This is a genomic window from Bordetella genomosp. 9 (assembly GCF_002119725.1).
In the GTDB taxonomy this organism is placed as follows: domain Bacteria; phylum Pseudomonadota; class Gammaproteobacteria; order Burkholderiales; family Burkholderiaceae_B; genus Bordetella_C.
In genome coordinates this window covers 1649917-1673322 of sequence record NZ_CP021109.1, presented here as the reverse complement: position 1 = coordinate 1673322, position 23406 = coordinate 1649917, and the positions used below count along the sequence as shown (strand labels likewise).

Genomic DNA, 23406 nt, shown 5'->3' with positions numbered 1-23406 from the left:
GCGGGACGAGATAAAGACAGGAGACGCACCGTGGAAAGCTGTCCGCAGGAACTGAATTTCGCCGGGCACCTGGTCGCACTGAACGCGGCGCGGGCAGACAAGGCAGCCTATATCGACGATTTCGGCACGCTGAGCTACGGCGAACTGGCGGACCGCCTGGCCCGTTTCGGCGGGCTGCTGAAGCGGCTTGGCCTGCGCCGGGAAGAGCGGGTGTTGCTGCTGATGCAGGACACCGTGGACTGGCCGGTGGCCTTCCTGGGCGCCCTGCATGCCGGCATCGTGCCGGTGGCGGTGAACACCCTGCTGACAGCCGACGACTATGCCTACATCCTGTCGCACAGCCGCGCGCGTGCCGCCATCGTATCGGGCGCCCTGCTGCCCGTGCTGCGCCAGGCGATGGACCGCACGGAAACGGAAGTGGCGCACATCATCGTCTCGCGCCCGGCACAGGCGCCGGCCAATGGCGAGATCGAGATGGAGACCGCGATGGCCGGCACGCCCGCCATTGCCGCCGTACGCACCCTGGCCGACGAGATGGCATTCTGGCTGTATTCGTCCGGCTCCACCGGCAAGCCCAAGGGCGTCGTGCACACGCACGGGAATCTATGGCACACCGTTGAACTCTACGCGAAGCCGGTGCTCGGCATCCGGGAGGACGACGTCGTGTTTTCCGCCGCCAAATTGTTCTTCGCCTACGGCCTTGGCAATGGGTTGACCTTTCCTCTGTCGGTGGGCGCCACGGTGATACTGATGGCCGAGCGCCCCACCCCGCAGGCCGTATTCCAGCGGCTGACGCGGCACCGCCCCACGGTGTTCTACGGCGTGCCCACGCTGTACGCGGCAATGCTGGCCGCGCCCGATCTTCCGCCGCGCGACGCGGTCGCGCTGCGCGTCTGTACTTCGGCGGGTGAAGCCTTGCCGCGCGACATCGGCGAGCGCTTTCGCCGGCACTTCGGCTGCGACATCCTTGACGGCATCGGCTCCACCGAGATGCTGCATATCTTCATCAGCAACCACGTCGGCCGCATCCGCTATGGCACCACAGGCATGCCGGTGGCCGGCTATGAAGTGGAGTTGCGCGACGAGCAGGGGCGGCCGGTGCCGCCCGGCGCCATCGGCGATCTCTACATCAAGGGCCCGAGCGCGGCCCTGATGTACTGGAACAACCGGGAAAAAACGCGGCAATGCTTCCTGGGCGACTGGCTGAAGAGCGGCGACAAGTATGTGTGCGACGAGGACGGCTACTACACCTATGCCGGACGCAGCGACGACATGATCAAGGTCAGCGGGCAGTACGTCTCGCCGGTCGAGGTGGAGAACGTCCTGATTCAGCACGAAGCCGTGCTGGAAGCGGCCGTCATCGGCGTGCCCGATGGACACGGCCTGGTCAAGACCAAGGCCTATGTGGTGCTGCGGCCAGGGTATGCGCCCGGCCCGGACACCGGGGCCGCGCTCCAGGCCTACGTCAAGCAGCATCTGGCTCCCTTCAAGTACCCGCGGCAGATCGACTTCACCGAGGAACTGCCCAAAACCGCTACCGGCAAGATCCAGCGCTTCCGGTTGCGGCAAATGGAGGAGCGGCGGGCATGACTGATATTGCACGGCCGCCCGTAGACGGCGCTTCGGTTCCCGTCCAGGCGGACGGGCGGGAGTTTCGGCTGGAATACCAATGGATCGCGCGCGAGCGCGCCGATGCGCCGCTGCTGGTCTTCCTGCATGAAGGACTCGGGTCGCTCTCGATGTGGAAAGATTGGCCGGCGCGGGTCTGCGAAGCCGCGGGCTGCCGCGGGCTGCTTTACTCGCGGCCGGGCTATGGCCGCTCCACGCCGCGGCCCGCCGGCGAAAAATGGCCGGTCGGCTTCATGCATACGCAGGCCCACGCGGTGCTTCCCGCGCTGTTCCAGGCCTTGCATCTGGACGCGCGGCGCGACCGCCCCATTCTGTTCGGCCACAGCGACGGCGGCTCGATCGCATTGCTGTATGCGGCGCGGTATCCCGATGCCGTAGCGGGCGTCATTGCAGCCGCGCCCCACGTGTTTGTGGAAGACATCACCGTCCGCAATATCGAGGCGGCGCGCCGGGCCTACCTGGACACCGATCTGCGCGACAAGCTGGGGCGCTATCACGACGACCCCGATTCCGCCTTCTGGGGCTGGAACGACATCTGGCTGGACCCTGCATTCCGGGGCTGGAATATCGAAGCGGTTCTTGCGGACATCGTCTGCCCGGTGCTGGCGTTGCAGGGCGAAGACGACGAATACGGAACGCTGGCGCAGGTGGAAAGCATTGCCCGGCGCGCCCCGCACGCCAGCATGCGGGTGCTGCCCGATTGCGGCCACTCGCCGCACCGCGACCAGCCGCAGGCCGTCATCGATGCCATCAAGGAGTTCCTGCGCATGATCAGGCCGTAAAGGCGCCATGGCGACCCGCCGTGGCGCGGCACAGTTCACCGGCGATGTGCGCCTTGCACACCGCGTACGTATAGCGATAACGATAAACAGACCGGAGACACACGATGAACACGCCCACGAAAAGCGCCGCCACGCGGGCCGGCGCAATCGCCGCCCGAACCGCCGCCCTGGCCGCCGCTTCGGCCCTGACATGCGCCGCTGCCCTGGCGCAGCAGCCGGCCGCGCCGGGTGCGGAGCCGATCAAGATCGGCTTCATGCTGCCTTACAGCGGCACCTACGCCGCCCTGGGAACGGCCATCGAGAACGGCTTCAGGCTCTACGTCGATGAACAGGGCGGCAAGCTCGGCGGCCGCGAGGTCGTCTACTACAAGGTGGATGACGAATCCAATCCCGCCAAGGCCCCCGAGAACGCCAACCGGCTGATCAAGCGAGACCACGTCGACATCCTGGTCGGCACTGTGCATTCCGGCGTCGCCATGGCCTTGACAAAGGCGGCGAAGGAATCCGACACCACGCTGCTCGTGACCAATGCGGGCGCCGACGCCATCACCGGCCCCATGTGCGGCCTGGGCGTATTCCGCACCTCGTTCAGCAATTGGCAGCCCGCCTATGCCATGGGCCCCGTCGCGGCGGAAAAAGGCTACAAGACGGCTGTCACCATCACCTGGAAATACGCCGCCGGCGACGAAGCAGTGGCCGGCTTCCGGGAAGGCTTCGAGAAGTCAGGCGGCAAGATCCTGAAAGACCTTAGCCTGCCCTTCCCCAACGTCGAGTTCCAGCCTCTGCTGACCGAAATCGCCGCGCTCAAGCCGGACGTCGTCTTCACCTTTTTTGCCGGCGGCGGCGCCGTGAAGTTCGTGCAGGACTATGCGGCCGCAGGGCTCAACAAAACCATCCCGCTCTACGGGTCGGGCTTCCTGACCGACGGGACGCTGCAGGCACAGGGGCAGGCCGCGCAAGGCCTGCTGACCACGCTGCACTACGCCGACGGCCTGGATACGCCGCGCGACAAGGCTTTCCGCGCCGCCTACGCCAAGGCCTACCCGGGCACGCCGCCGGATGTGTATGCCGTGCAGGGCTACGACGCCGCCCAGCTGCTGGGCGCCGGCCTGCAGGCTGTGCAGGGCGACAAGGCGAAGAAGAACGAGATGCGCAAGGCGATGCGATCCGCCGTCATCGATAGCCCGCGCGGCAGTTTCACGCTATCGGCTGCGGGCAACCCCGTGCAGGACATTTATCTGCGCCAGGTCGACGGGCTGGAAAACAAGGTGGTGAAGGTGGCCGTCAAGAAGCTGGCCGACCCAGCCCGCGGCTGCAGGCTGTAGCGCGCGGAGCGGCGCCATGGATCCGGCCGTCTTCCTGATTCAATGCCTGAACGCGGTGCAGTACGGGCTGCTGCTGTTCCTGGTGGCCAGCGGGCTGACGCTCATCTTCGGCATCATGGGCATCATCAACCTGGCGCACGGCAGCTTCTATATGGCCGGCGCGTACATGGCCTTCGCCCTGGGGCCGCTGGTGGAGCGCGCGACAGGCGGCGGCTTGCCGTTGACCATTCTGGCCTGCGTCATCCTGGCCGCCGCGCTGGGCTATGCGCTGGAGCTGGTCTTCTTCAGCTTCCTGTATCGGCGCGATCACCTGCAGCAGGTGCTGATGACGTACGGACTGATCCTGGTGTTTGAAGAAGCGCGCGCGATCCTGGTCGGCAACGACGTGCATGGCGTGGCCATGCCGGCGTGGCTGCAGGGCAGCGTCGCGCTGGGCGGCGTCATGACGTATCCGGTCTACCGCCTGTTCATCTCAGCGGTGGGCGCCGCAGTGGCGCTGCTGCTTTACCTGGTCATCACGCGCACCCGCATCGGCATGATGGTGCGGGCTGGCGCAAGCAACCGCGAGATGATCGCTTCGCTCGGCGTGGACATCGACCGCCTGTACCGCATCGTCTTCGCGGCGGGCGTCGCGCTGGCCGCGCTGGCGGGCGCAATCGCCGCGCCTGTCTCGTCGGTATATCCCGGCATGGGCAGCGGCGTGCTGATCGCCTGCTTCGTGGTGGTGGTGATCGGCGGCATCGGCTCCATACGCGGCGCCTTCCTGGCCGCGATGCTGGTGGGCTTCGTGGACACCATGGGGCAGGTGTTCTTTCCCGCGGCGGCAGGCGTGCTGGTCTACGTGCTGATGGCGGCCATCCTGCTGTGCAAGCCGGAAGGCTTGTTCAAACAGGGGTGAGCGATGGCGATGAAGATTACAGGCGCGGGCGCCGCAGCGATCGCCACCCTGCTGGCGTTGGCGCTGCTGCCCTGGGTGACCAACGACTATTACGTGGGCCTGGGCGCTCGCATCATGATCTACGCCCTGTTCGCGCTGAGCCTGCAGTTGCTCGTGGGCGAGGCGGGCCTGGTCAGCCTGGGGCACGCAGCGCCCTTCGGCATCGGCGCGTACGCCGCCGCGCTGCTGTCGCCGGCCTCGTCCGCCGGGCCGCTGCTGCCCTTGCTGGCCGCGGCCATGGGCGGCGGCGCGGCGTACGCGCTGGCAACCGGGGCGCTGGCACTGCGCACGAGGGGGGTGTACTTCATCATGGTCACGCTGGCGTTCGCGCAGATGGCCTATTACGTGTTCCACGATACCAAGCTGGGAGGAGGCAGCGACGGCGCCTATCTGTACTTCCGCCCGGAACTGGCGCCGGGCGGCCTGCAGCCCTTCGACCTGACGGATACGGCGACCTTCCATTTCTTCGTCCTGGCTTGTCTGGCGCTGGCCTGGGCCTTCCTGGCGCGGCTGCGGCGTTCACCCTTCGGCGCCGCCCTGGCAGGCATCCGCATCAATGAACAACGCATGCGCGCGGCCGGCTATTCCACCTTTCCCTACAAACTGGCCGCCTATACGGTGGGCGGCGCGCTGGCCGGCCTGGCGGGCTTTTTGTTCGCACTGAAGGATGGCTTCGTGACGCCCGAGCTTTTCGCCTGGGAACAATCGGGCCTGGTGCTGCTGATGGTGATCCTGGGCGGCATGGCGCGCCCCGGCGGCGCGGTCGCCGGGGCGGCGGCCCTGGTGCTGATGCAGGAGCTTTTTCAGTCGGAGGCCGTGTTCGGCGATTACGCACGCCACTGGCACCTGCCGATGGGCATGACGATCATCCTGCTGGTGGCCTTGCTGCCTCGCGGCCTGGCCGGCCTGACCGACGGCGCCACGGCGGCGCGGGCATCCCGCCGGCAACGCCATGCCGAGGGAGTCGATCCGATATGCTGATGCGCGCACAAGGGCTGACCCGCCGCTTCGGCGGCCTGACGGCCGTCAACGACGTATCGCTGACGCTGCGGCCAGGCAGCGTGCACGCCGTCATCGGCACCAACGGCGCGGGCAAATCCACGCTCATCAACCTGTTGTCCGGCGACTTGCCGCCCGACGCCGGTACGGTGCGGCTGGGCGACGACGACGTCACGGCATGGCCCCAGCCCCGCCGCGCGCGGGCTGGCCTGGGACGCAGCTACCAGCGGTCCACCTTGTTCCCCACCCTGACGGTCCGCGAGAACTGCCGGTTGGCGGCGCAAGCCGCGCGGCCGCGATTCTGGCAGTGGTGGCGTCACGCCGAAACCTGCCCTCTGACGGCCTCCCGGGCCGAGGACGCACTGGCCCGCGCCGGCCTGTCGGCGGACAGCGGCCGCATCGCCGGCACGCTGCCGCACGGCCGCAAGCGCCAATTGGAGATCGCCATGTGCCTGGCCACAAGGCCGTCCGTACTGCTGCTGGACGAACCGCTGGCGGGCATGGGTCCCGAGGAAACCGGGCGCATGCTCGCGCTGCTGCAGGCCCTCAAGCCGGATCACGCCATTTTGCTGGTGGAACACGACATGGATGCGGTCTTTCGCATCGCCGATACGATCACGGTCATGGTCAATGGCGCCGTGATCGCCAGCGGCAGCCCGCAGGCCATCCGCGCAGACGCGTCGGTCCGCGCCGCCTACCTCGGCACGGACGGCGACGCGGCCGTCGCGGCAGGAGACCCGTCATGCCCGCATGGATAGAAGGCGAAGCGCTGCACGCGCATTACGGCGCCAGCCACGTGCTGCGCGGCGTCGACCTGCACATCGGCCCGGGCGAGGCCGTCGGCCTGCTGGGTCGCAACGGCATGGGAAAGACGACCCTTATCCGCGTGCTGGCGGGCCACCTGCGTTGCAGCGCCGGCCGCGTGCGCATCGCCGGCGGCGACCGTACGCATGCACCCGCGCATGCGCGGGCGCGCTTGGGCATGGCCTACGTCCCCGAAGGGCGCGGCATCTTTCCCAACCTGTCGGTACGCGAGAACCTGCTCGTAGCGGCGCGCGCCGGCGCGTCCGGACGCCGCGACTGGGACTATGCCCGCGTCATGGACACCTTTCCGCGACTGCGCGAACGTGCCCATCATGGGGGCCAGCAATTGTCAGGCGGCGAGCAGCAGATGCTGGCCATCGGCAGGGCCCTGATGACCAACCCCGACCTGTTGATTCTGGACGAGGCCACCGAAGGACTGGCGCCGCTGATCGTGGCCGAATTGTGGCGCGTCATCGCCGACATCCGCCGCTCCGGTATATCGACGCTGATCGTGGACCGCAACTACCGCGCGGTGCTGGCCCACACCGATCGCTGCGTCATCATGGAGAAAGGCGTGCTGGCGCATCAGGACAGCAGCCCCGGACTGGCGAGGATGCCCACGGTATTGGAACGCTACCTGGGCGTGTAGGCCGCTTCCCGGCGGCAGCCTGCCGACGGACGCTGCCGCCGGCCTCTATCCAAGCCAGTGGCGGGATTGTCCCGATTCAGGCTGCGCGGCCAAGCGCCTGCCTGTAGACGGCCAGCGTCGCAGACACGAACCGCGACAGGTTGAATTCATGGAGGCTTCGCTCGCGCGCTGCCGCTCCCATGGCGGCGATCCGCCCCGGGTCGGCCAGCATGCCGCGCAGCACGCCGGCGATCGCCTGCGGACTGCGCACCGGCACGATCCAGCCGTCATGCCCATCGCGGACGTTTTCCGGCAACCCGCCCGCATCGGAGACCAGCGCCGGCAGACCGAGCGACATCACCTCGCGGCACGCAAATGACAGCGCTTCCCGATACGACAGGACGAAGCCCACGTCGCACGCCGCAAGCGCCGGGCGCACGTCGTCCAGAAGCCCCGGGAAAACCACCTGGTCCTGCAGCCCAAGTTCGCGCACACGCGCCATTTTTTCCTCGGTGGGCGGGTCCCCGGCGACCAGGACGCGGAAGCGCTGCCGCTCCGCGGGATCGAGCAGCGCCAGGCCGGCCAGCAGATCCAGCCAGCCCTTCTCGTAGTCGGTGCCGCCGGCGCTGCCGAGCAGGATCTTGCCCGGGGCGGTCGGTCCGAAGTATTTCTCGCGCAGCGCCGGCCGCAGGGCCTCGGAAGGCGGCGAAAAATAATCCGTATCGATGCCGTGATACACGGTCGTGATCGGCAAGCGTCCATATGCCGACCGTCGCAGCAGGCCGGCGACGAACTCGCTGACGGCGATCACCTGGTCCGTCGCCAGGCGCGCCCGCATGCGATGGCCGATGGTATCGAGCCGAAGATCGTTGTGCTTGGTGAACACGATGGGCGGACGCCGCATGCCCAAGGTGGCGAGCATGACGAGGCGATGGTCGGCCGATCCGTTGACGTGAATCAGATCGAAGCCTTGTTCGACGATCAGCCTGCGCAGCCTGGACGGCTCGCTCAGCAGGGCCGACGCGCGTGAGCGGAAACGCATATCGACCGTCCGCACGCCAGGCAGTTCGCCCGCATAGCGGTACAGGCGGCTGGTGCCCGGGGTGGCGACCGTAATCGCATGCGCACCGCCCAGCCCGCGCGCCAGATTCATGATGTAGGTAACGTGTCCGCCGCCGTTGCGGGGATGGAAGTTCGTGTACAGGATCTTCAAGGGCGGGGAGCGCCGTCGCGGCGCGCGTTTTCGGTCAGGAACATCAGCTTCGCATAACGGAAAAAACTGCCCGCCGCCGCCGTGACCGCCAGCACCAGTCCATGGCGGCCATCCAGGAATCCCCGGCGGATCAGGTAAATGCGCACGAAGGTCCAGAACCCATGGCCCAGGGCGCCCCAGATGCCGGTGCGTTTGCCGCGCGCATGCATCATGGCGGCGGCATCCGAGGAGTAGCGGTTGACCTTGTTCACCAGCGCATCCAGGTTGGGATACGGATAGTGCACGAAGTGGCCCGGCAGGCGGCCGATGCGGCTGCCAGGCGCGGGAACGACCTTCTCGTGCACCGCCGCATCGCTGAACCGGGCGCGGTCGCGACGGAACAGACGCACCACGTAATCCGGCCACCATCCGCTGTGCCGGATGAAACGGCCGCAGAAATCCGATAGCCGCGCAATCTCATAGGCGTCGGAGGCCGGCGCGGCGATGGCGTCCTGAATGGCCTTGGCCAGCTCGGGCGTGACCCGCTCATCGGCATCGATGGAAAGCACCCATTCGCCTTGCGCAAGATTCAGCGCCCGGTTCTTTTGCGGGCCGAAGCCGGGCCAGTCGTGCGTTTGCTCCACGGTCGCGCCCATGGCCCGCGCCAGCTCTATCGTGTTGTCCGTGCTGCCGGAATCCACCACGATGAACTCATCGGCAAAGGCCACGGAATCCAGGCAGGCCACAATGTTGGCCGCTTCGTTCTTCGTGATGACGATGACCGACAGCTTCATGCGCGTCCCCTCAGGCGGCGTTTCCATGCCTTCCAGGCGTGATAGCGCGGCCCCCAGAAGGGATGCCCGCCCAGCCAGAGCCGGCGCGCCAGCCAGCGTCCCGGCTGATTGCGGACCGCGAACCGGTAGATATGCTCGGGGTCGGCGCCCACGGTGTTCTGGCCAAGCGCGTCGGTGGTATAGAAATAGCGGAATCCCGCCTGGCGGCCGGCCTGCAGGTAGTCATCGTCGAAATAGCCCTGCGGCCAGCACAGGTGCGGGCTGGACCTGCCCAGGCGCATGGCGAGCGTCGCGCGAGAGCTGTCGAGTTCTTCGGCGATGCGCTCGCGCTTTTGCGCCACATCGCTGCCGCAGGTCTTGTCCCAGCGCGTGTGCGTGTGGGTATGGCTGTGGAACTCGAACGTGCCGGCGGCTTGCATGGCCTCGATTTCGCTCCAGCGCGCCATGACTTCGTCCGCGCGGCCGCCGGAAATCGCCGCCTTGCAGGCCGCGTGGTCGGGCGCCGCCGGTGCGCCGGCCTGACCGGCATGGGCCCGCGCTGGGCCGCTGCCGATCCAACCCGTCACAATGAACATCACCGCATGCATGCCGTAACGCTGCAGGATGGGATGCGCGTGAACCCAGTTGTCCAGATAACCGTCGTCAAAGGTAATGAGTACTGACTTTTCCGGCGCCGGATCGCCCGCCAGGTGCGCGGCGAAGCGGTCCGCCGTCAAGGCGGTATAGCCTGCGCGCGCCAGCCACGCAATCTGGCTTTCGAAGTGCGCCGGCGTGGCGGCGATCATGCCACCCGCCGGCGTGACGTGGTGGTACATGAGCACCGGGACATTGTGCGCTTGCTTCATCGGCGTCGCTCCGCCAGCCATTTGCGGTAGATGGCTTCCGTCCGTTCGGCCAGGCGCTCGGGCGAGAACACGCCCTCTTCCCGGATCATGCGCCGGCCGGCTTCTCCCATGCGCCTGCGCAGGTCGGGATCGTCGATCAGACGCTGCAAAGCCGCGGTCAGCGCGGCCTTGTCCTTGGGCGGCACGAGGATGCCGCTGATGCCGTCGCGGAACATCTCCGAGACGCCGCCCACGTTGGTGCCGACCACCGGCAGGCCGCTGGCCTGGGCCTCGACGTAAACGGTTCCGGACGCCTCCTGCAGGGTCGCCAATGCAAACAGGTCGAAGCCGGCCAGCAGATTCGGCACGTCGCGGCGCGTACCCATCAGGTGGATACGCGACTGCAGGCCCAGCTCGGCGATATAGGCCTGCACCCGCTCGAAAGTCGGCGACCCGCTGCCCACGAAAACCAGATGCAGGTTGGGCCGGGTCTGCATGAGCGGCACCATGGCGTCGATCAGGTCGATGTGCCCCTTCATGGGCCGCATGACGGCCACGCAACCGACCACGATGTCCGTATCGGACAGCCCCAGCTCGTCGCGCAGCGTCGAGCGCTCGATGGGCGGCGGCGGCACGATGGGCGAATACAGCGTGGCGACAGCGTCGCGCGGCACGCCGCGGGTAATGAGGTACTCGCGCACGTGATCGCTGACGGTCGTCACGCGGTGCGGCAGGATGGTGTAAGACCACATGGACCCCACCTTGCTCGCCAGGTGGCGCGTGCGCACGATCAGCGGCGTGCCCGCCATGCGGGCCGCGGGCGCGGCGATGACGGTGTCGCGCCGGCTGTGGGTGTTCAGCACGTCAAAGCGGCCGGCTTTCAGGATGCGGCGGATCTTCGCAATGCCCTTGAAGTAGTTGGCCACACCGTCCATATCGACCTGGTGAACCTTGAACCCCTCGTCGGTCAGGCGCTTGACCAGCTGGGCCCGCGACTGGCAGATGGCTTCCATGTGATGGCCGCGCGCCCGCATGGCGATCATTTCCTTGAAGATGCGGTGCTCCTGGCCGCCGAAGGCCACCGCGGCCTCCGAATGCACGATGCGTAGGGGTTTCATCAGTATGCGATCTCCACGCCTTCCGGGCGTGTCCATTCGTTGAGCCGTTCCAGCAGCGCGTCCGCCATCCGCACGCGCCAGTCTTCGCCAAGGCGCACGGTGCACAGGAAGTTATCGCGGGTGTACACCACTTCCACCGGCGTGCCGGGCACGCCGTTCTCCGGCTCGGCGCGATAGGGGTTGAGCAGCTTGCGCAGGTGGGCCGCGTCGGCGTTGCCGTTCAGGCGGATCCGCAACGCGCGGGCGCGCGCCTCGCGGGCAAGCTGCAGGTCGAACAGGTTCTCGGCCACGATGCGCATGCCGCCGGAATACTCGTCGTTGCTGACCTTGCCGTGCACGATCAGCAGCTGGTCCTCGCGCAGGCGATTGCGGTGCTTTTCGTAAAGCTCGTTGAAGATGGAGATTTCGACCTGCGCGGTGCCGTCGTCCAGGACGGCGAAAACCATCTTGCCGCGCCGGGTCATCATTGCGCGCACGCCGGACAGTACGCCGCACATCCACTGCGGCTCGCGCTGCGGCTCGAGCCGGGCAAGCGTCATCGGCACGATGCGGCGGACCTCGTCGCGCCACGCGTCGAACAGGTGTCCGCTGAAATAAAAACCCAGCGCAGACTTCTCTTCCGTCAGCTTGGTGTGCAGGTTCCAGGGCGGCACCTTGGCCAACTCGCTTGCCACCACGTCGCTGCCGTCGTCGCCGAACAGCGATACCTGGTTCGCGCTGCGCGCAGCCTGTTCGGCCGCCTCCATGGCGGTCGGCACCGACGCCAGCAGGGCCGCGCGGTTCGGCTCGATGCTGTCGAAGGCGCCCGCCTTGATCAGGGCTTCGATGGTGCGGCGATTGACGGTGTGCTTGTCCACGCGCCGGCAGAAATCGAACAGGTCCTTGAACGGCCCGCCCTCGTTGCGCGCGCGGATGATTTCCTCGACCGCGCTCTGGCCCGTGCCTTTCACCGCGCCCAGGCCGTAACGCATGGTGCGCGGCGGCAAACCCTTGGCGGTGCGCGCATCGGCGACCGGTTCGAAACGGTAATTCGACGCGTTGACGTCCGGCGGCAGGACTTCAACGCCGTTTTCCACCGCGTCGCGCCAGAACGTCTGCACCTTGTCGGTGTCGTCCATATCGGAAGACAGCGTCGCGGCCAGGAATTCGGCGGGATGGTATGCCTTGAGCCAGGCGGTCTGGTAGGCGATCAGCGCATAGGCGGCGGAGTGCGACTTGTTGAAGCCGTAGCCCGCGAATTTCTCCATCAGGTCGAAGAGCTTGACCGCCAGGTTGGGATCGTGGCCTTTTTCCTGCGCACCCTTCTGGAACAGTTCGCGGTGCTTCGCCATTTCCTCGGGCTTTTTCTTGCCCATGGCGCGCCGCAGCAGGTCGGCGCCGCCCAGCGAATAGCCGCCGATGATCTGCGAGATCAGCATCACCTGCTCTTGATACACGATGACGCCGTACGTGCTCTTGAGGGTGCCTTCCAGGTCGGGATGGAAATAGTCGACCGGCGCGCGTCCGTGCTTGCGGTTGACGAAGTCATCCACCATGCCCGATTCCAGCGGGCCGGGGCGGTAGAGCGCCAGCATGGCGATGATGTCTTCGAAGGTGCTGGGCCGCAGCTTTTTCAGCAGCTCTTTCATGCCGCGCGATTCCAGCTGGAACACGGCGGTGGTGTTGGCGTCGGTCAGGACCTTGTACGCCGCGGGGTCGTCCAGCGGCACGGCCATGATGTCGAAGTCGCGCTTGTCTTCGTTGAACTGGCGCACGTACCGCACGGCCCAGTCCAGGATCGTGAGGTTGCGCAGGCCCAGGAAGTCGAACTTGACCAGGCCGGCGGCCTCGACGTCGTCCTTGTCGAACTGCGATACCGCGCTGTTTTCCTGGCCCGGCTGGCAATAGAGCGGGCAGAAATCGGTGAGCTTGCCGGGCGCGATCAGCACGCCCCCCGCGTGCATGCCGATGCTGCGCGTCAGGCCTTCCAGCGGCTTGGCCAGGTCGACCAGACCGCGCACTTCCTCTTCCTGCTCGTAGCGTTCCCGGAAGGCCGGCTCCTCCTTGAGCGTGCGCTCCAAGGTCCAGGGATCGGCCGGGTTGAAGGGGATCAGCTTGGAGAGACCATCGCAGAAGGTATAAGGCATGTCCAGGACGCGCCCTGCGTCGCGCACGACGGCCTTGGCGCCCAGGGTGCCGAAGGTCGCGATCTGGCTGACCGCCTCGCGGCCGTACTTGGACTTGACGTAGTCGATGACCCGTTCGCGGTTGTCCTGGCAGAAATCGATATCGAAGTCGGGCATGGAAACCCGCTCCGGATTGAGGAACCGTTCGAAGAGCAGGTCGTAGCGGATCGGATCGAGATCGGTAATGCCCAGGGCGTAGGCCACCAGCGAGCCCGCGCCCGAACCCCGGCCCGGCCCCACCGGCACGCCGTTGTTCTTGCCCCAGTTGATGAAGTCCTGCACGATCAGGAAGTAGCCGGGAAAGCCCATCTGGATGATGGTCTTGCACTCCCACCGCAGGCGCTCGAAATACATGTCGCGCTTGGCGGCGCGTTCCGCTTCGTCGGGAAAGAGAAACTTCAGCCGCTTTTCCAGGCCCTCTTCCGACAGTTGGACCAGATAGTCGTCCAGCGTGACGCCTTCCGGCGTCGGGAAATTGGGCAGCCGGGGCTTGCCCAGCACCAGTGTCAGGTTGCAGCGCCGGGCGATCTCGACGGTGTTTTCCAGCGCGGAAGGCACGTCGGCGAAGCGGCGCGCCATTTCCTGGCTGTCCAGCAGGTACTGGTCTTCGTTGAAGCGCCGCACGCGCCGCGGATTGGCGAGGATCTCGCCTTCGGCGATGCATACCCGGGCTTCGTGAGCCTGGAATTCATGTTTGTCCAGGAACTGCACGGGGTGCGTGGCGACCACCGGTAAACCGCATTCGCCGGCCAGCCGCAAGGCGGCCTGCACGTAGGCCTCGTCGCCATCGAAACCGGCGCGCTGCAGTTCGATGTAATAGGCGTTGGGAAATGCCGCGGCCCATTGGCGCGCCAGCGCCTGGGCCTGGGCCGCATTGCCCGCTTCCAGCGCCTGGCCGACGTCGCCGGCGCGGCCGCCGGAAAGCACGATCAGCCCTTGCGCCCGCTGCAGCCATTCGCGCCGCACCTCCGCCCGGCCCTTGTGCTGGTTGTTCAGCCAGGCCCGAGTCAGCAGGTCGCAAAGATCCAGATAGCCCTGCCGGTTGCGCACCAGCACGAGCAGGCGATGCGGCTTTTCGCGATCGTCGTCGTTGGTGATCCAGACGTCGCAGCCGGCTATCGGCTTGATGCCTGCGCCGCGCGCGGCCTTGTAGAACTTGATGAGCCCGAACAGATTGCACAGGTCGGTAAGCGCAACCGCGGGCTGGCCAAGCTTGGCGGCGCGCTTGACCAGATCGGGAATACGAACCAGCCCGTCCACCACCGAGAACTCGGAATGGACGCGCAGATGGACAAACGGGGACGGGGCTACGACGGCTTCTTCTGACATGGCGCGATTGTACTCAGCCGACTCCCCGCCGCGGCATCGCCCAACGCATCGGCCGCCCCGGCCGCGCCCCGGCTGTGCAAGAATATGCGGTTGATCCGACTTTCTGTCTCTCGCTATGAAATGGCTGATCCCTGGCCTGTGGCTGGCCGCCATCCTGTATGGGCATTACCGCGGCCGCGTGCGGCTGGCCTGGTCCCGCGTTTTCCTCGACCATTCCGTGCTGCTAGCGCCGGTAAACGCTTTCATGGTTCTCGCCTCGCGGGTGCCGACCACGCCCTATATATCGACTCGCGAGATCCCGGAACTGCAGGTCCTGCAGGACAACTGGGAGATCATCCGTGACGAGGCGCTGCACATGGCAGAGCTGCGCCGCATCAAGGCGGCCGAGCGGCATGACGATATCGGGTTCAATTCCTTTTTCAAGTACGGCTGGAAGCGCTTCTACCTGAAGTGGTACGACGCCCGCCATCCTTCCGCGGAAGCCCTGTGCCCGCGCACGGTCGCCTTGCTGAAGAGCCTGCCCAAGGTCAAGGCAGCGATGTTCGCCGAGCTGCCCGACGGCGGCAAACTGAATCCTCACCGCGACCCCTTCTCGGGCTCGCTCCGCTATCACCTGGGGCTGGCGACGCCCAATGACGATCGCTGCTATATCGTGGTGGACGGCGAACGATACAGCTGGCGCGACGGCGAAGGCGTGGTGTTCGACGAAACCTATATCCACGAAGCGCACAACCAGTCCGGCCGCAACCGAATCATCCTGTTCTGCGACGTCGAACGGCCGCTGCGGTGGCGCTGGGCGGAGGCTTTCAATCGCTGGTTCGGCCGCGTGGTAATGTCCGCGGCGAGTTCGCCCAACGATGCGAACGATCAGACCGGCGCCATCAATCGGCTGACCCACGCCCACTACCGCCTGGACCAGGCGCGCAAGCGCTTCAAGGCCTGGAACAAGCCGCTGTACAAGGCGGTGAAATGGGGCCTGGTGGTGCTGGTGATCGGCGCGTTCGTCTGGATCTGACGGATCGCCGGACGGGCCCGACCGGAACGCCGGCAGCACTGTCCTCTTTTGACCGGCGGGCGCGCATGCAGGTCCGGAAGCGCGGAATCGCGGCGCTCAGCGCCGCATCGACTCCCACGCCTTTTGCAGCCGCTTGACCGAAACCGGCATCGGCGTGCGCAGCTCCTGTGCGAACAGGGCGACGCGCAGTTCTTCCAGCATCCATCGGAACTCGTCCAGACGCGGATCGGGCGCGCCTTTCAGCGCAGCCCGGGCGCGCTGGTATTGCGTGAGCAAGGGCGCCATTTCGGCCATCAGGCGCTGGTCGCGCGCGGGATCGGCCCGAAGCTTGTCGATGCGCGCCACCGCTGCCTTGAGATAGCGCGGAAAATGCGCCAGCTGGGCGTGCGGCGTGTCGCGCAGGAAAGTCGGCGGGACCAGCGCGCCCACCTGCTGCTGCAGGTCAGCGTAGGCCGCGGCATGCGGCTTGGCCTGCGGCAGTTTGCGCTGCACCGCGGCCCATTCCGTGAGCACGGCGCCCGCCAGGCGCGCGACTTCCTGCGCCAGCAGGCCCAGTCTGCCCTTGCCTTCCAGCCGCCGCGCCTCGAACTGCTCCTGGTTCACCGGCCAGGGTTCGGCCAGGCAGGCCCGCGCCAGCGCACAGTCCAGGATCTGGTCGCGCAGGGCCTCTTGCGTGCCGAGCGGCATGAAGAGCATGCTCATCCGCGTAAGGTCGGGCAGGTTCTTTTCCAGGTACTTGACCTGCTCGCGCAGTCCCAGGCGGAACAACCTGAGCAGGCCGGCCCGATGGTGCCTCTTCGCTTCCTCGGGATCATCGAACACGTCAAGATCGCAGTGGTCGCCGCGATCGACCAGGGCGGGATAGCCGATCACGGACTGCCCCTTGCGGCGGATCTCCATGATCTCCGGCAGCTCGCCGAAGGACCAGGAGGTCAATCCATCCTGAGCCAGGGCCTGCGCCACCTGGGTGTCGCGCGCGGCAAGCTGCTGGAAATCGGCCTGCGCCTGGCGGCCAAACTCGGCTTTCAACTGCGCCAGGTTGCGGCCCGCCCCAAGCATGCGCCCGTGTTCGTCGATGACGCGGAAATTCATGAAGAGGTGGGCCGGCAGTGTCTCCAGCTTGAAGTCCGCCGGCGCGGGCCGCACCTTCACCTGTTCCCACATGTCCTGCGCCAGCGCGTCGAGCAAGCCCTGCTGCGGGTCGCCCAGCCTGTCGAACCAGCGCTCGTAGAAGCCGGCCGCGTAGTCGGGCAAGGGCACGCAATGGCGCCGGATCTTCTGCGGCAGGGACTTCAGCAGCAGGTGGACTTTCTCCTTCAGCATCCCTGGCACCAGCCACTCGCAGCGCTGGGCGTCGATCTGGTTCAAGGCGAACAGCGGCACGGACAACGTCACGCCGTCGCGCGCAGAGCCGGGCTCGAAGTGATAGTCCAGGGCCATTTCCACGCCCTGCCATTCCACTTTCTTCGGAAAGACGTCCGTGGTGATGCCCGCCGCCTCGTGCCGCATCAGATCTTCGCGCGTAAGCAGCAGCGCCTGCGCGGCCAGTTTGTCCAGGCCGGCGTACCACTTTTCGAGCGTGGCGGTCTGGCTCATGCCGGCCGGAATCTGGCGATCGTAGAACGCCTGGATAAGCGTGTCGTCCACCAGAATGTCCGGACGCCGCGCGCGATGCTCAAGCTTCTCGATCTCGGCGATCAGGCGGCGGTTCTGCGCGACGAACGGCAGCCGCGTGTCAATGTCGCCGGGAACCAGCGCTTCGCGTATGAAGATTTCACGTGCGCGCTCCGGATCGATGCGGCCGTAATGCACCCGCCGGCCCGAATAGATGACGAGTCCATACAACATGGCGCGCTCGTTGGCGACCACCTGTCCGGCCTTTTTCTCCCAGCGGGGATCGGACCAGCTGCGCCGCAGCAGATGGGGCGCCACGCGTTCGATCCACACGGGCTCGATGCGGGCCACGCAGCGCGCATACAGACGGGTCGTTTCCACGAGTTCTGCCGCGACGATCCACCGGCCTGCCTTCTTCGCCAGGCGCGATCCGGGATGGATGTGAAAGCGGATGTCGCGCGCGCCCTGGTAATGGGCGCCGTCATCGCTCTTGTAGCCGATGTTTCCGAGCAGACCCGTGAGCAGCGCCATGTGGATCTGTTCATAGGTGGCCTCGGCCTGGTTCACGCGCCAGCCCTGCTCGCCCACCACCGAGGCAAGCTGCGAATGCACGTCATGCCATTCGCGCAAACGCAGCGGCGACAGGAAGTTCTGCCGCAGCAGATTCACGAGCTTGCGTTGGGAAGCCTTGTGCTGCACCTGCTCGCCGTACCAGCGCCAAAGTTTGATGAACGACAGGAACTCGGATTTGTCGTCGGCGAATTTCGCGTGCGCGTTTTCCGCCGCCTCCCTTTCCTGCATGGGGCGGTCGCGCGGATCCTGGATCGACAGCGCCGACGCGATGATCAGCATTTCCGCCAGGCACTGCTGTTCGCGCGCAGCCAGGATCATGCGGCCGATCCGGGGATCCAGGGGAAGGCGCGCCAGCTCCTGCCCGGTGCGGGTCAGGACATAGGCCGGGCCAGGCGCGTCGCCGTCGGCGTCGTCGCCGCGGGCGGGACGCGACGCCGGTTCGATCGCGCCGAGCTCCTGCAAAAGGTGATAGCCGTCGGCGATGGCGCGTCCGGGCGGCGCCTCGACGAAGGGAAAATCCTCGATGTCGTCCAGCTTGAGCGACTTCATCCGCAGGATGACGGACGCGAGCGAGCTGCGAAGCACTTCCGGATCCGTGAACGGCGGCCGCGCATTGAAATCCGCTTCGTCATACAGGCGTATGCACACGCCCGGCCCCACCCGGCCGCAACGGCCCGCACGCTGGTTGGCCGACGCGCGGCTCACCGGCTCGATGCGAAGCTGTTCGACCTTGTTGCGCCAGGAATAGCGTTTGACGCGCGCCAGGCCGCTGTCCACGACGAAGCGTATGCCGGGCACCGTCAGCGAGGTTTCCGCGACGTTGGTCGCCAGCACCACACGCCGCGCATTGCCGCGCGGCCGGAAGATCTGCTCCTGCTCCGCCTGTGACAGCCGGGCGTACAACGCCAGGATTTCCGTGGCCACGGGATGCCGCTTGCGCAGCGCCTCGGCGGCTTCGCGGATTTCGCGCTCGCCGGGCAGAAAAACCAGAATATCGCCCGGGCCATGCCGGGCGCACTCGTCAACCGCATCGACGATGGCATCGACCAGGTCGCGCTCTTCGTCACGCCCGCGCTCGCGCGCCGCCCCGGACGACGTATCCGCGTCTTCCCCTTCCTCGGCGCGAATCGGCCGGTAGCGGATCTCCACCGGATACAGGCGTCCGGACACTTCGATGACCGGCGCCGGCCGTTCGGGCGAGTCCGCGAAATGCCGCGCGAAACGTTCCGCGTCGATCGTGGCCGACGTAATGATGACCTTCAGGTCCGGCCGCCGCGGCAGCACGCGCTTCAGGTAGCCCAGCAGGAAGTCGATATTCAGGCTGCGCTCATGCGCCTCGTCGATGATGATGGTGTCATAGCGTTTGAGCAGCGGGTCGCGCTGGGTTTCGGCCAGCAGGATGCCGTCGGTCATGAGCTTGATCGCGGCATTGGGCCCCGTGCGGTCGTTGAAGCGCACCTGGTATCCGACCACCTCGCCCAACGGCGTATCGAGTTCTTCGGCGATGCGGCGGGCCACCGAGGTCGCCGCCAGCCGGCGAGGCTGCGTATGGCCGATCATGCGGGTGCGGCCGCGTCCCAGCTCGAGGCATATTTTCGGCAACTGCGTGGTCTTGCCGGAGCCCGTCTCGCCGCTGACGATGACGACCTGATGCGCCGCGATGGCGCGCGCGATCTCTTCCCGCCGCGCGCTGACCGGCAGATCCTCGGGATAACGGATCGCTGGTATGGAGCGGAGCGGGACGGCAGACGAAGGCGTGGAAGGCTGCGGTGGCGAGGCGTCGGGCCCGGGCGCGGCCCGGCCGCGCCGAGAGGGTATCTGGGGCTTGACGGTCATCCCCGCAATTATAGTTTTTCGCCGGCGCCGCGCCGTGCGCTGTGCGTTGCCATCCCGGAAGATCGTGCGCCAGCGGAGACGGCTAGCGGATGATGATCTTGCCCTGCGCCAGCCTGGCGGTGCCGCCGGGCAGGTTCTCCGTGACTTCCTCGTGCCGGTTCACCACCCGCAGTTCGACGCCGCTGTGCATCTTGCGCGCGGCGTGGATGACGGCGTCTTCGGCCACGGTGTTTTCCGCCGCCAGGCGGCGCTCGCGCGCCTCCACGGCGGCAAGGTCCTTGAGCAGCTTGCCGTGGGTCAGCAACGCCCGGTCGCCGATTCCATTGGCGGCTTTCTCCGGGTTCTTGCGCAGGAAAATGATGAGCTGCTCCAGTTTGGACTTTTCCTCGACCAAGCGCTGGCGCGTGCGCTGCAGCGCTTCCTTCTGCGCCTGTGCATGCGGATTCACGCCGACCTGGATGACCGTGCGCACGCCGGCCATCGTACCCAGGGAGACGGCTTTCACCGCCCGCAAGGCCCGCACTTGCCCGCCGTTGATGTTGCCTTGCTGCGAGCCCTTCAATCCCACGGTCACGGTATCGCCAGCCGCCACGTCGCTTTGCCGGATCTCGCGCTCGACCACGACATCCTTGCCTGCGCTGATCGTCGCATTGCCGATGAAACGCGCCTGCACGGAACCGCGCGCCGACACCTGCGCCAGGCGCGTGGTTTCGGCGCCGGGCGACCCCTCCGCCGCGCCCAGAATCCCGCCCTTGACGACGACATTGCCGCCGGCATCGATGTGGGCGGCTTCGACGGTGCCGCTGACGAGCACATCGCCGCTGACCTTGACGGACATACCGGTCGTCACGTCGCCGCGCACCTGCAGCGTGCCCTGGAAGTCGATGTTGCCGGATGCCAGGTCGACGGCGTCCACCTCGACCACCGGGTTGACGGAAACGCCATGCGGCAGCAGCGAAGGCATGCCGTCGATGGCGGCAACCAGCACATCGGGATCGGCCGGATCCGCGGCGACGCCAGCCAGGTTGTCGTCGAACGGCAGATCGTCGGGCGGCGGCGGGGGCGCCGGATTGCCGAACACATCGATGCCATCGGTGCCCGGCGTACCGGGAATACGACGCATCAGCGGCATGCCGGCCTTGACCAGCACCAGGCTGCCCAAGGTTCGATAGTCCACGAGCGCATTGTCGTCTTCCGGCTCGCGCTCGCGCTTCAACAGGCTTTCAAACTGCGTTGGCGCGCCGGGTTTGGGCGGGATGCCGGAAGCAATCAGCGCCGATTCCACCGCCCCCTGCTCCACCGCCTGCAGCAGCGCCTGTTCATCCACGCCATAAACGATGTTGTGCCCGGCCAGCGCCGCGCGCACTTCCGCAAGCTGGACACCGCGGCCGCCGCGCGCGGCATGCAAGGTCAGGAAGACCTGCTGTTTGTCCTCGGTGATTTCGAGTTCGAAAGCCCCGTCGACCACTTCGCCGATCACCGCCTCCACCACGCCCTGATCGTCAACGGCGGCGCCGGCACCGGCATCGGCATCGGCGTCCGGCGTAGCGTCCATCATTTGCAGCGTCGCGCCCAGGCGTGCCGCATTCGATTCGATGGCGGCCAGCTCCTGCGACACTTCGGCCACGCCATCAGCGACGCGCGCAAGATCCGGCGCGGCGGGCATGGCGCCCCCCGCGCGCATCGCTTCCCCACCCATGCGCGCCGCTGCTTCCTTGCATCTGGCCAGGAATGCAGCCACGGCGGCACGATCCAACGCATCGGCGGTCCAGCCGCGCGCCGCGAGCGCGGCCTTCAACATATCGGAATCGGGCGGTTCCACCGCTGCCGCCGCGCGGAACCCGGCACGCAGCTCACGCGTGGCGGGATCCAATGTCAGCCAATAGGATTGCGTCACAGCCGTGTGTCCTCGATGAAATCACCGGCATGCGGAAATCACGTGTCCGTAAATCACGTGTCCCCATGTCAGCTTGGTATCGTTGTTGGGTCGAAGGCGTTGCACGCGATAGGCTCGCTCGCGGCTCGGCGCGGTGCGTATTTCAGAATATTAATTTCTAAACCGCAAGTTGCGGCCCTTTTTTTCCTTATTTTGCGGTTTTATTACTGGACGGGGCCGCCTCTCTTGGGGCTCCATCGTCGTTTCATCACCGAACCAGCGGACAGGCCCTTGCCGGGGCGGTTCCGCCGCGAAATCACGGCATGGAGATCCCCGTTGGCGCGCAACGGAACGACAATGCGGCAGCATCGTTTCACGCCTCGACGCCACGGAAGCGGCGGGGGGCGCCTCCGCTGCGTTCACAGGCGCATACGCCGGCACGCTCCCGCGGTCACTATAATTTCACGCTTAACCCCAGACGCAATCTGGCCGCCCTTTTCCGTTTTCCCGGCTCTTTGCCCGCATCATGCCCGACCTGGATCAAGACACCGTCTCCGCACAGGAAGCTCCTGGATTTGCACCCGCCCAGTTCGTGCGCTGGTTCCGAGAAGTGGCTCCGTATGTGCATGCCTTCCGAGGCAAGACATTCGTGGTGGCTTTCGGCGGGGAACTCGTCCAGGCTGGCGCGCTCAATGCGCTGGTGCAGGATCTGTCGCTGCTTTCCGCGCTGGGCATAAGGCTGGTGCTCGTGCATGGCTCGCGGCCGCAGGTCAATGAGCAGCTGCGCCTGAAGGGCTACACCCATCAGTTCGATCGCGGCCTGTCGCCCACCGACGCCGCAGCCCTGGAATGCGCGAAAGAAGCCGCCGGTGAAATCCGCCTGGACATCGAGGCGGCCTTCAGCCAGGGGCTGCCCAACACCCCGATGTCCCATTCGCAGATCCGGGTGATCTCCGGAAACTTCGTCACGGCGCGGCCCACGGGCGTGATCAATGGCGTCGATTACAAGCACACCGGCCACGTGCGCAAGATCGACGTGGACGCCATGCGCTTCGCCATGGAAAAAGGTTCGGTCGTGCTGCTGTCGCCGCTGGGGTTCTCGCCGACGGGCGAGGCCTTCAACCTGGCGATGGAAGACCTGGCCACCAGCGTCGCCGTGGCGCTTCGCGCTGAGAAGCTGATCTTCCTGTCCGCCACGGACGGCGTGCGCAACGAGGACGGCACCATCGACACGGAGCTGGCCCGGGTGGATGCCGATGCGCTGCTCGCCAAGGGCGAACTGGACGAGGACACGGCCTTGTTCATCGAATACAGCTCCAAGGCCGTGAAGCGCGGCGTCGCCCGCGCACACGTGGTGCCCTTCAGCCTGGACGGCAGCGTCCTGCTCGAGATCTTCACGCACGACGGTGTGGGCACGATGGTGGTGGAAGATAAGCTGGACGACTTGCGGCCGGCCACGGTGGACGACGTCGGGGCCATCCTGAGCCTGGTGGAGCCGCTGGAAGCGGACGGTACGCTGGTGCCCCGCGGGCGCAGCGTGATCGAGCGCGACGTGGAGAACTTCACGGTTCTGGAGCACGATGGCGTCATCTACGGATGCGCGGCGCTGCATCCGTATCTGGAAGAGCAGATGGCGGAGATGGCGTGCCTGATCGTCCACCCGGAATGGCAGGGCTCGGGCGAAGGCGAACTGCTGCTGCGTCACATGGAATCCCGTGCCCGCGCGCTGGGGGCCAAACGGCTGTTCGTGCTGACCACACGCACGTCGCACTGGTTCATGAAGCGCGGTTTCGTACAGGGCGGCGTGGCCGACCTGCCTCGCGAAAAGCAACAGCACTACAACCGGTCCCGCAACAGCCTGGTTTTCATCAAACGGCTCTAGTGGGTCGAGGCCGGAAAGCCATGCTGGATCGGGCGATTCCGGCCGGTGGATCAGGCGAGGCCGCGCTTCGGTAAAATCGACGGT

Annotated in this window: 16 protein-coding genes; 9 read left to right on the top strand and 7 right to left on the bottom strand. The window is 66.6% G+C overall.

Annotation, left to right across the window (positions count from 1 at the left end):
- The first annotated feature begins 30 nt into the window (after window positions 1-30).
- From CAL13_RS07735 to CAL13_RS07705, 7 genes are all read left to right on the top strand, one after another.
- Window positions 31-1590 (top strand): benzoate-CoA ligase family protein, encoded by a 1560-nt coding sequence (locus tag CAL13_RS07735; protein ID WP_086072000.1) that lies wholly within the window; start codon window positions 31-33, stop codon window positions 1588-1590.
- The gene (locus CAL13_RS07730) at window positions 1587-2411 is read left to right on the top strand and encodes an alpha/beta fold hydrolase (protein WP_086071999.1); all 825 of its coding nucleotides are present in this window, start codon (window positions 1587-1589) and stop codon (window positions 2409-2411) included. The genes CAL13_RS07735 and CAL13_RS07730 overlap by 4 nt, the downstream gene beginning before the upstream one ends.
- A gap of 104 nt (window positions 2412-2515) precedes the next feature.
- Window positions 2516-3736, top strand: a complete 1221-nt coding sequence (locus CAL13_RS07725; RefSeq protein ID WP_086071998.1) for an ABC transporter substrate-binding protein — start codon at window positions 2516-2518, stop codon at window positions 3734-3736.
- Between the two features lie 16 nt (window positions 3737-3752).
- A complete protein-coding gene (locus CAL13_RS07720) occupies window positions 3753-4634 on the top strand; it encodes a branched-chain amino acid ABC transporter permease (RefSeq protein WP_086071997.1) in 882 nt (293 codons plus the stop codon).
- Between the two features lie 3 nt (window positions 4635-4637).
- On the top strand, window positions 4638-5654 hold the full coding sequence (locus CAL13_RS07715; protein WP_232467789.1) for a branched-chain amino acid ABC transporter permease: 1017 nt from the start codon (window positions 4638-4640) through the stop codon (window positions 5652-5654).
- On the top strand, window positions 5648-6430 hold the full coding sequence (locus CAL13_RS07710; protein ID WP_086071996.1) for an ABC transporter ATP-binding protein: 783 nt from the start codon (window positions 5648-5650) through the stop codon (window positions 6428-6430). Before CAL13_RS07715 ends, CAL13_RS07710 begins: the two co-directional genes overlap by 7 nt.
- Window positions 6415-7125 (top strand): ABC transporter ATP-binding protein, encoded by a 711-nt coding sequence (locus tag CAL13_RS07705; RefSeq protein ID WP_086071995.1) that lies wholly within the window; start codon window positions 6415-6417, stop codon window positions 7123-7125. Before CAL13_RS07710 ends, CAL13_RS07705 begins: the two co-directional genes overlap by 16 nt.
- 76 nt (window positions 7126-7201) lie before the next feature.
- On the opposite strand, the gene CAL13_RS07700 is transcribed toward CAL13_RS07705, so the two are convergent.
- From CAL13_RS07700 to dnaE, 5 genes are read right to left on the bottom strand one after another with little or no spacing between them, the layout of a single operon-like run.
- Entirely contained in the window at window positions 7202-8317 is a 1116-nt protein-coding gene (locus tag CAL13_RS07700; RefSeq protein ID WP_086071994.1) for a glycosyltransferase, read from the bottom strand.
- Window positions 8314-9090, bottom strand: a complete 777-nt coding sequence (locus tag CAL13_RS07695) for a glycosyltransferase family 2 protein (protein ID WP_086071993.1) — start codon at window positions 9088-9090, stop codon at window positions 8314-8316. The genes CAL13_RS07700 and CAL13_RS07695 overlap by 4 nt, the downstream gene beginning before the upstream one ends.
- Window positions 9087-9935 (bottom strand): polysaccharide deacetylase family protein, encoded by an 849-nt coding sequence (locus tag CAL13_RS07690; protein ID WP_086071992.1) that lies wholly within the window; start codon window positions 9933-9935, stop codon window positions 9087-9089. The genes CAL13_RS07695 and CAL13_RS07690 overlap by 4 nt, the downstream gene beginning before the upstream one ends.
- Window positions 9932-11032 (bottom strand): glycosyltransferase family 4 protein, encoded by a 1101-nt coding sequence (locus CAL13_RS07685; RefSeq protein ID WP_086071991.1) that lies wholly within the window; start codon window positions 11030-11032, stop codon window positions 9932-9934. The genes CAL13_RS07690 and CAL13_RS07685 overlap by 4 nt, the downstream gene beginning before the upstream one ends.
- Entirely contained in the window at window positions 11032-14526 is a 3495-nt protein-coding gene (gene dnaE / locus CAL13_RS07680) for a DNA polymerase III subunit alpha (RefSeq protein ID WP_086056882.1), read from the bottom strand. The genes CAL13_RS07685 and dnaE overlap by 1 nt, the downstream gene beginning before the upstream one ends.
- A 115-nt stretch (window positions 14527-14641) precedes the next feature.
- Here dnaE and lpxO point away from each other — a divergent pair, with 115 nt between their 5' ends.
- A complete protein-coding gene (lpxO, locus tag CAL13_RS07675; protein WP_086071990.1) occupies window positions 14642-15541 on the top strand; it encodes a lipid A hydroxylase LpxO in 900 nt (299 codons plus the stop codon).
- Between the two features lie 96 nt (window positions 15542-15637).
- Here lpxO and hrpA read toward each other — a convergent pair whose 3' ends face one another.
- Both hrpA and CAL13_RS07665 read right to left on the bottom strand, forming a co-directional pair.
- Window positions 15638-19564, bottom strand: coding sequence for an ATP-dependent RNA helicase HrpA (hrpA, locus tag CAL13_RS07670; protein ID WP_086071989.1), 3927 nt, complete (start codon window positions 19562-19564; stop codon window positions 15638-15640).
- A gap of 82 nt (window positions 19565-19646) precedes the next feature.
- The gene (locus CAL13_RS07665; RefSeq protein WP_086071988.1) at window positions 19647-21461 is read right to left on the bottom strand and encodes a DUF342 domain-containing protein; all 1815 of its coding nucleotides are present in this window, start codon (window positions 21459-21461) and stop codon (window positions 19647-19649) included.
- 505 nt (window positions 21462-21966) lie between these two features.
- Here CAL13_RS07665 and argA point away from each other — a divergent pair.
- A complete protein-coding gene (gene argA / locus CAL13_RS07660) occupies window positions 21967-23322 on the top strand; it encodes an amino-acid N-acetyltransferase (protein ID WP_086056878.1) in 1356 nt (451 codons plus the stop codon).
- The last annotated feature ends 84 nt before the right edge of the window (window positions 23323-23406 follow it).

Bases quoted from the DNA above. Each gene is read 5' to 3' on its own strand.
- lpxO (WP_086071990.1), top strand. From the start codon at position 14,642: ATGAAATGGCTGATCCCTGGCCTGTGGCTGGCCGCCATCCTGTATGGG.
- CAL13_RS07705 (WP_086071995.1), top strand. From the start codon at position 6,415: ATGCCCGCATGGATAGAAGGCGAAGCGCTGCACGCGCATTACGGCGCC.
- CAL13_RS07715 (WP_232467789.1), top strand. From the start codon at position 4,638: ATGGCGATGAAGATTACAGGCGCGGGCGCCGCAGCGATCGCCACCCTG.
- CAL13_RS07730 (WP_086071999.1), top strand. From the start codon at position 1,587: ATGACTGATATTGCACGGCCGCCCGTAGACGGCGCTTCGGTTCCCGTC.
- CAL13_RS07720 (WP_086071997.1), top strand. From the start codon at position 3,753: ATGGATCCGGCCGTCTTCCTGATTCAATGCCTGAACGCGGTGCAGTAC.
- CAL13_RS07725 (WP_086071998.1), top strand. From the start codon at position 2,516: ATGAACACGCCCACGAAAAGCGCCGCCACGCGGGCCGGCGCAATCGCC.
- hrpA (WP_086071989.1), bottom strand. From the start codon at position 19,564: ATGACCGTCAAGCCCCAGATACCCTCTCGGCGCGGCCGGGCCGCGCCC.
- CAL13_RS07710 (WP_086071996.1), top strand. From the start codon at position 5,648: ATGCTGATGCGCGCACAAGGGCTGACCCGCCGCTTCGGCGGCCTGACG.
- CAL13_RS07690 (WP_086071992.1), bottom strand. From the start codon at position 9,935: ATGAAGCAAGCGCACAATGTCCCGGTGCTCATGTACCACCACGTCACG.
- CAL13_RS07695 (WP_086071993.1), bottom strand. From the start codon at position 9,090: ATGAAGCTGTCGGTCATCGTCATCACGAAGAACGAAGCGGCCAACATT.
- argA (WP_086056878.1), top strand. From the start codon at position 21,967: ATGCCCGACCTGGATCAAGACACCGTCTCCGCACAGGAAGCTCCTGGA.
- CAL13_RS07685 (WP_086071991.1), bottom strand. From the start codon at position 11,032: ATGAAACCCCTACGCATCGTGCATTCGGAGGCCGCGGTGGCCTTCGGC.
- dnaE (WP_086056882.1), bottom strand. From the start codon at position 14,526: ATGTCAGAAGAAGCCGTCGTAGCCCCGTCCCCGTTTGTCCATCTGCGC.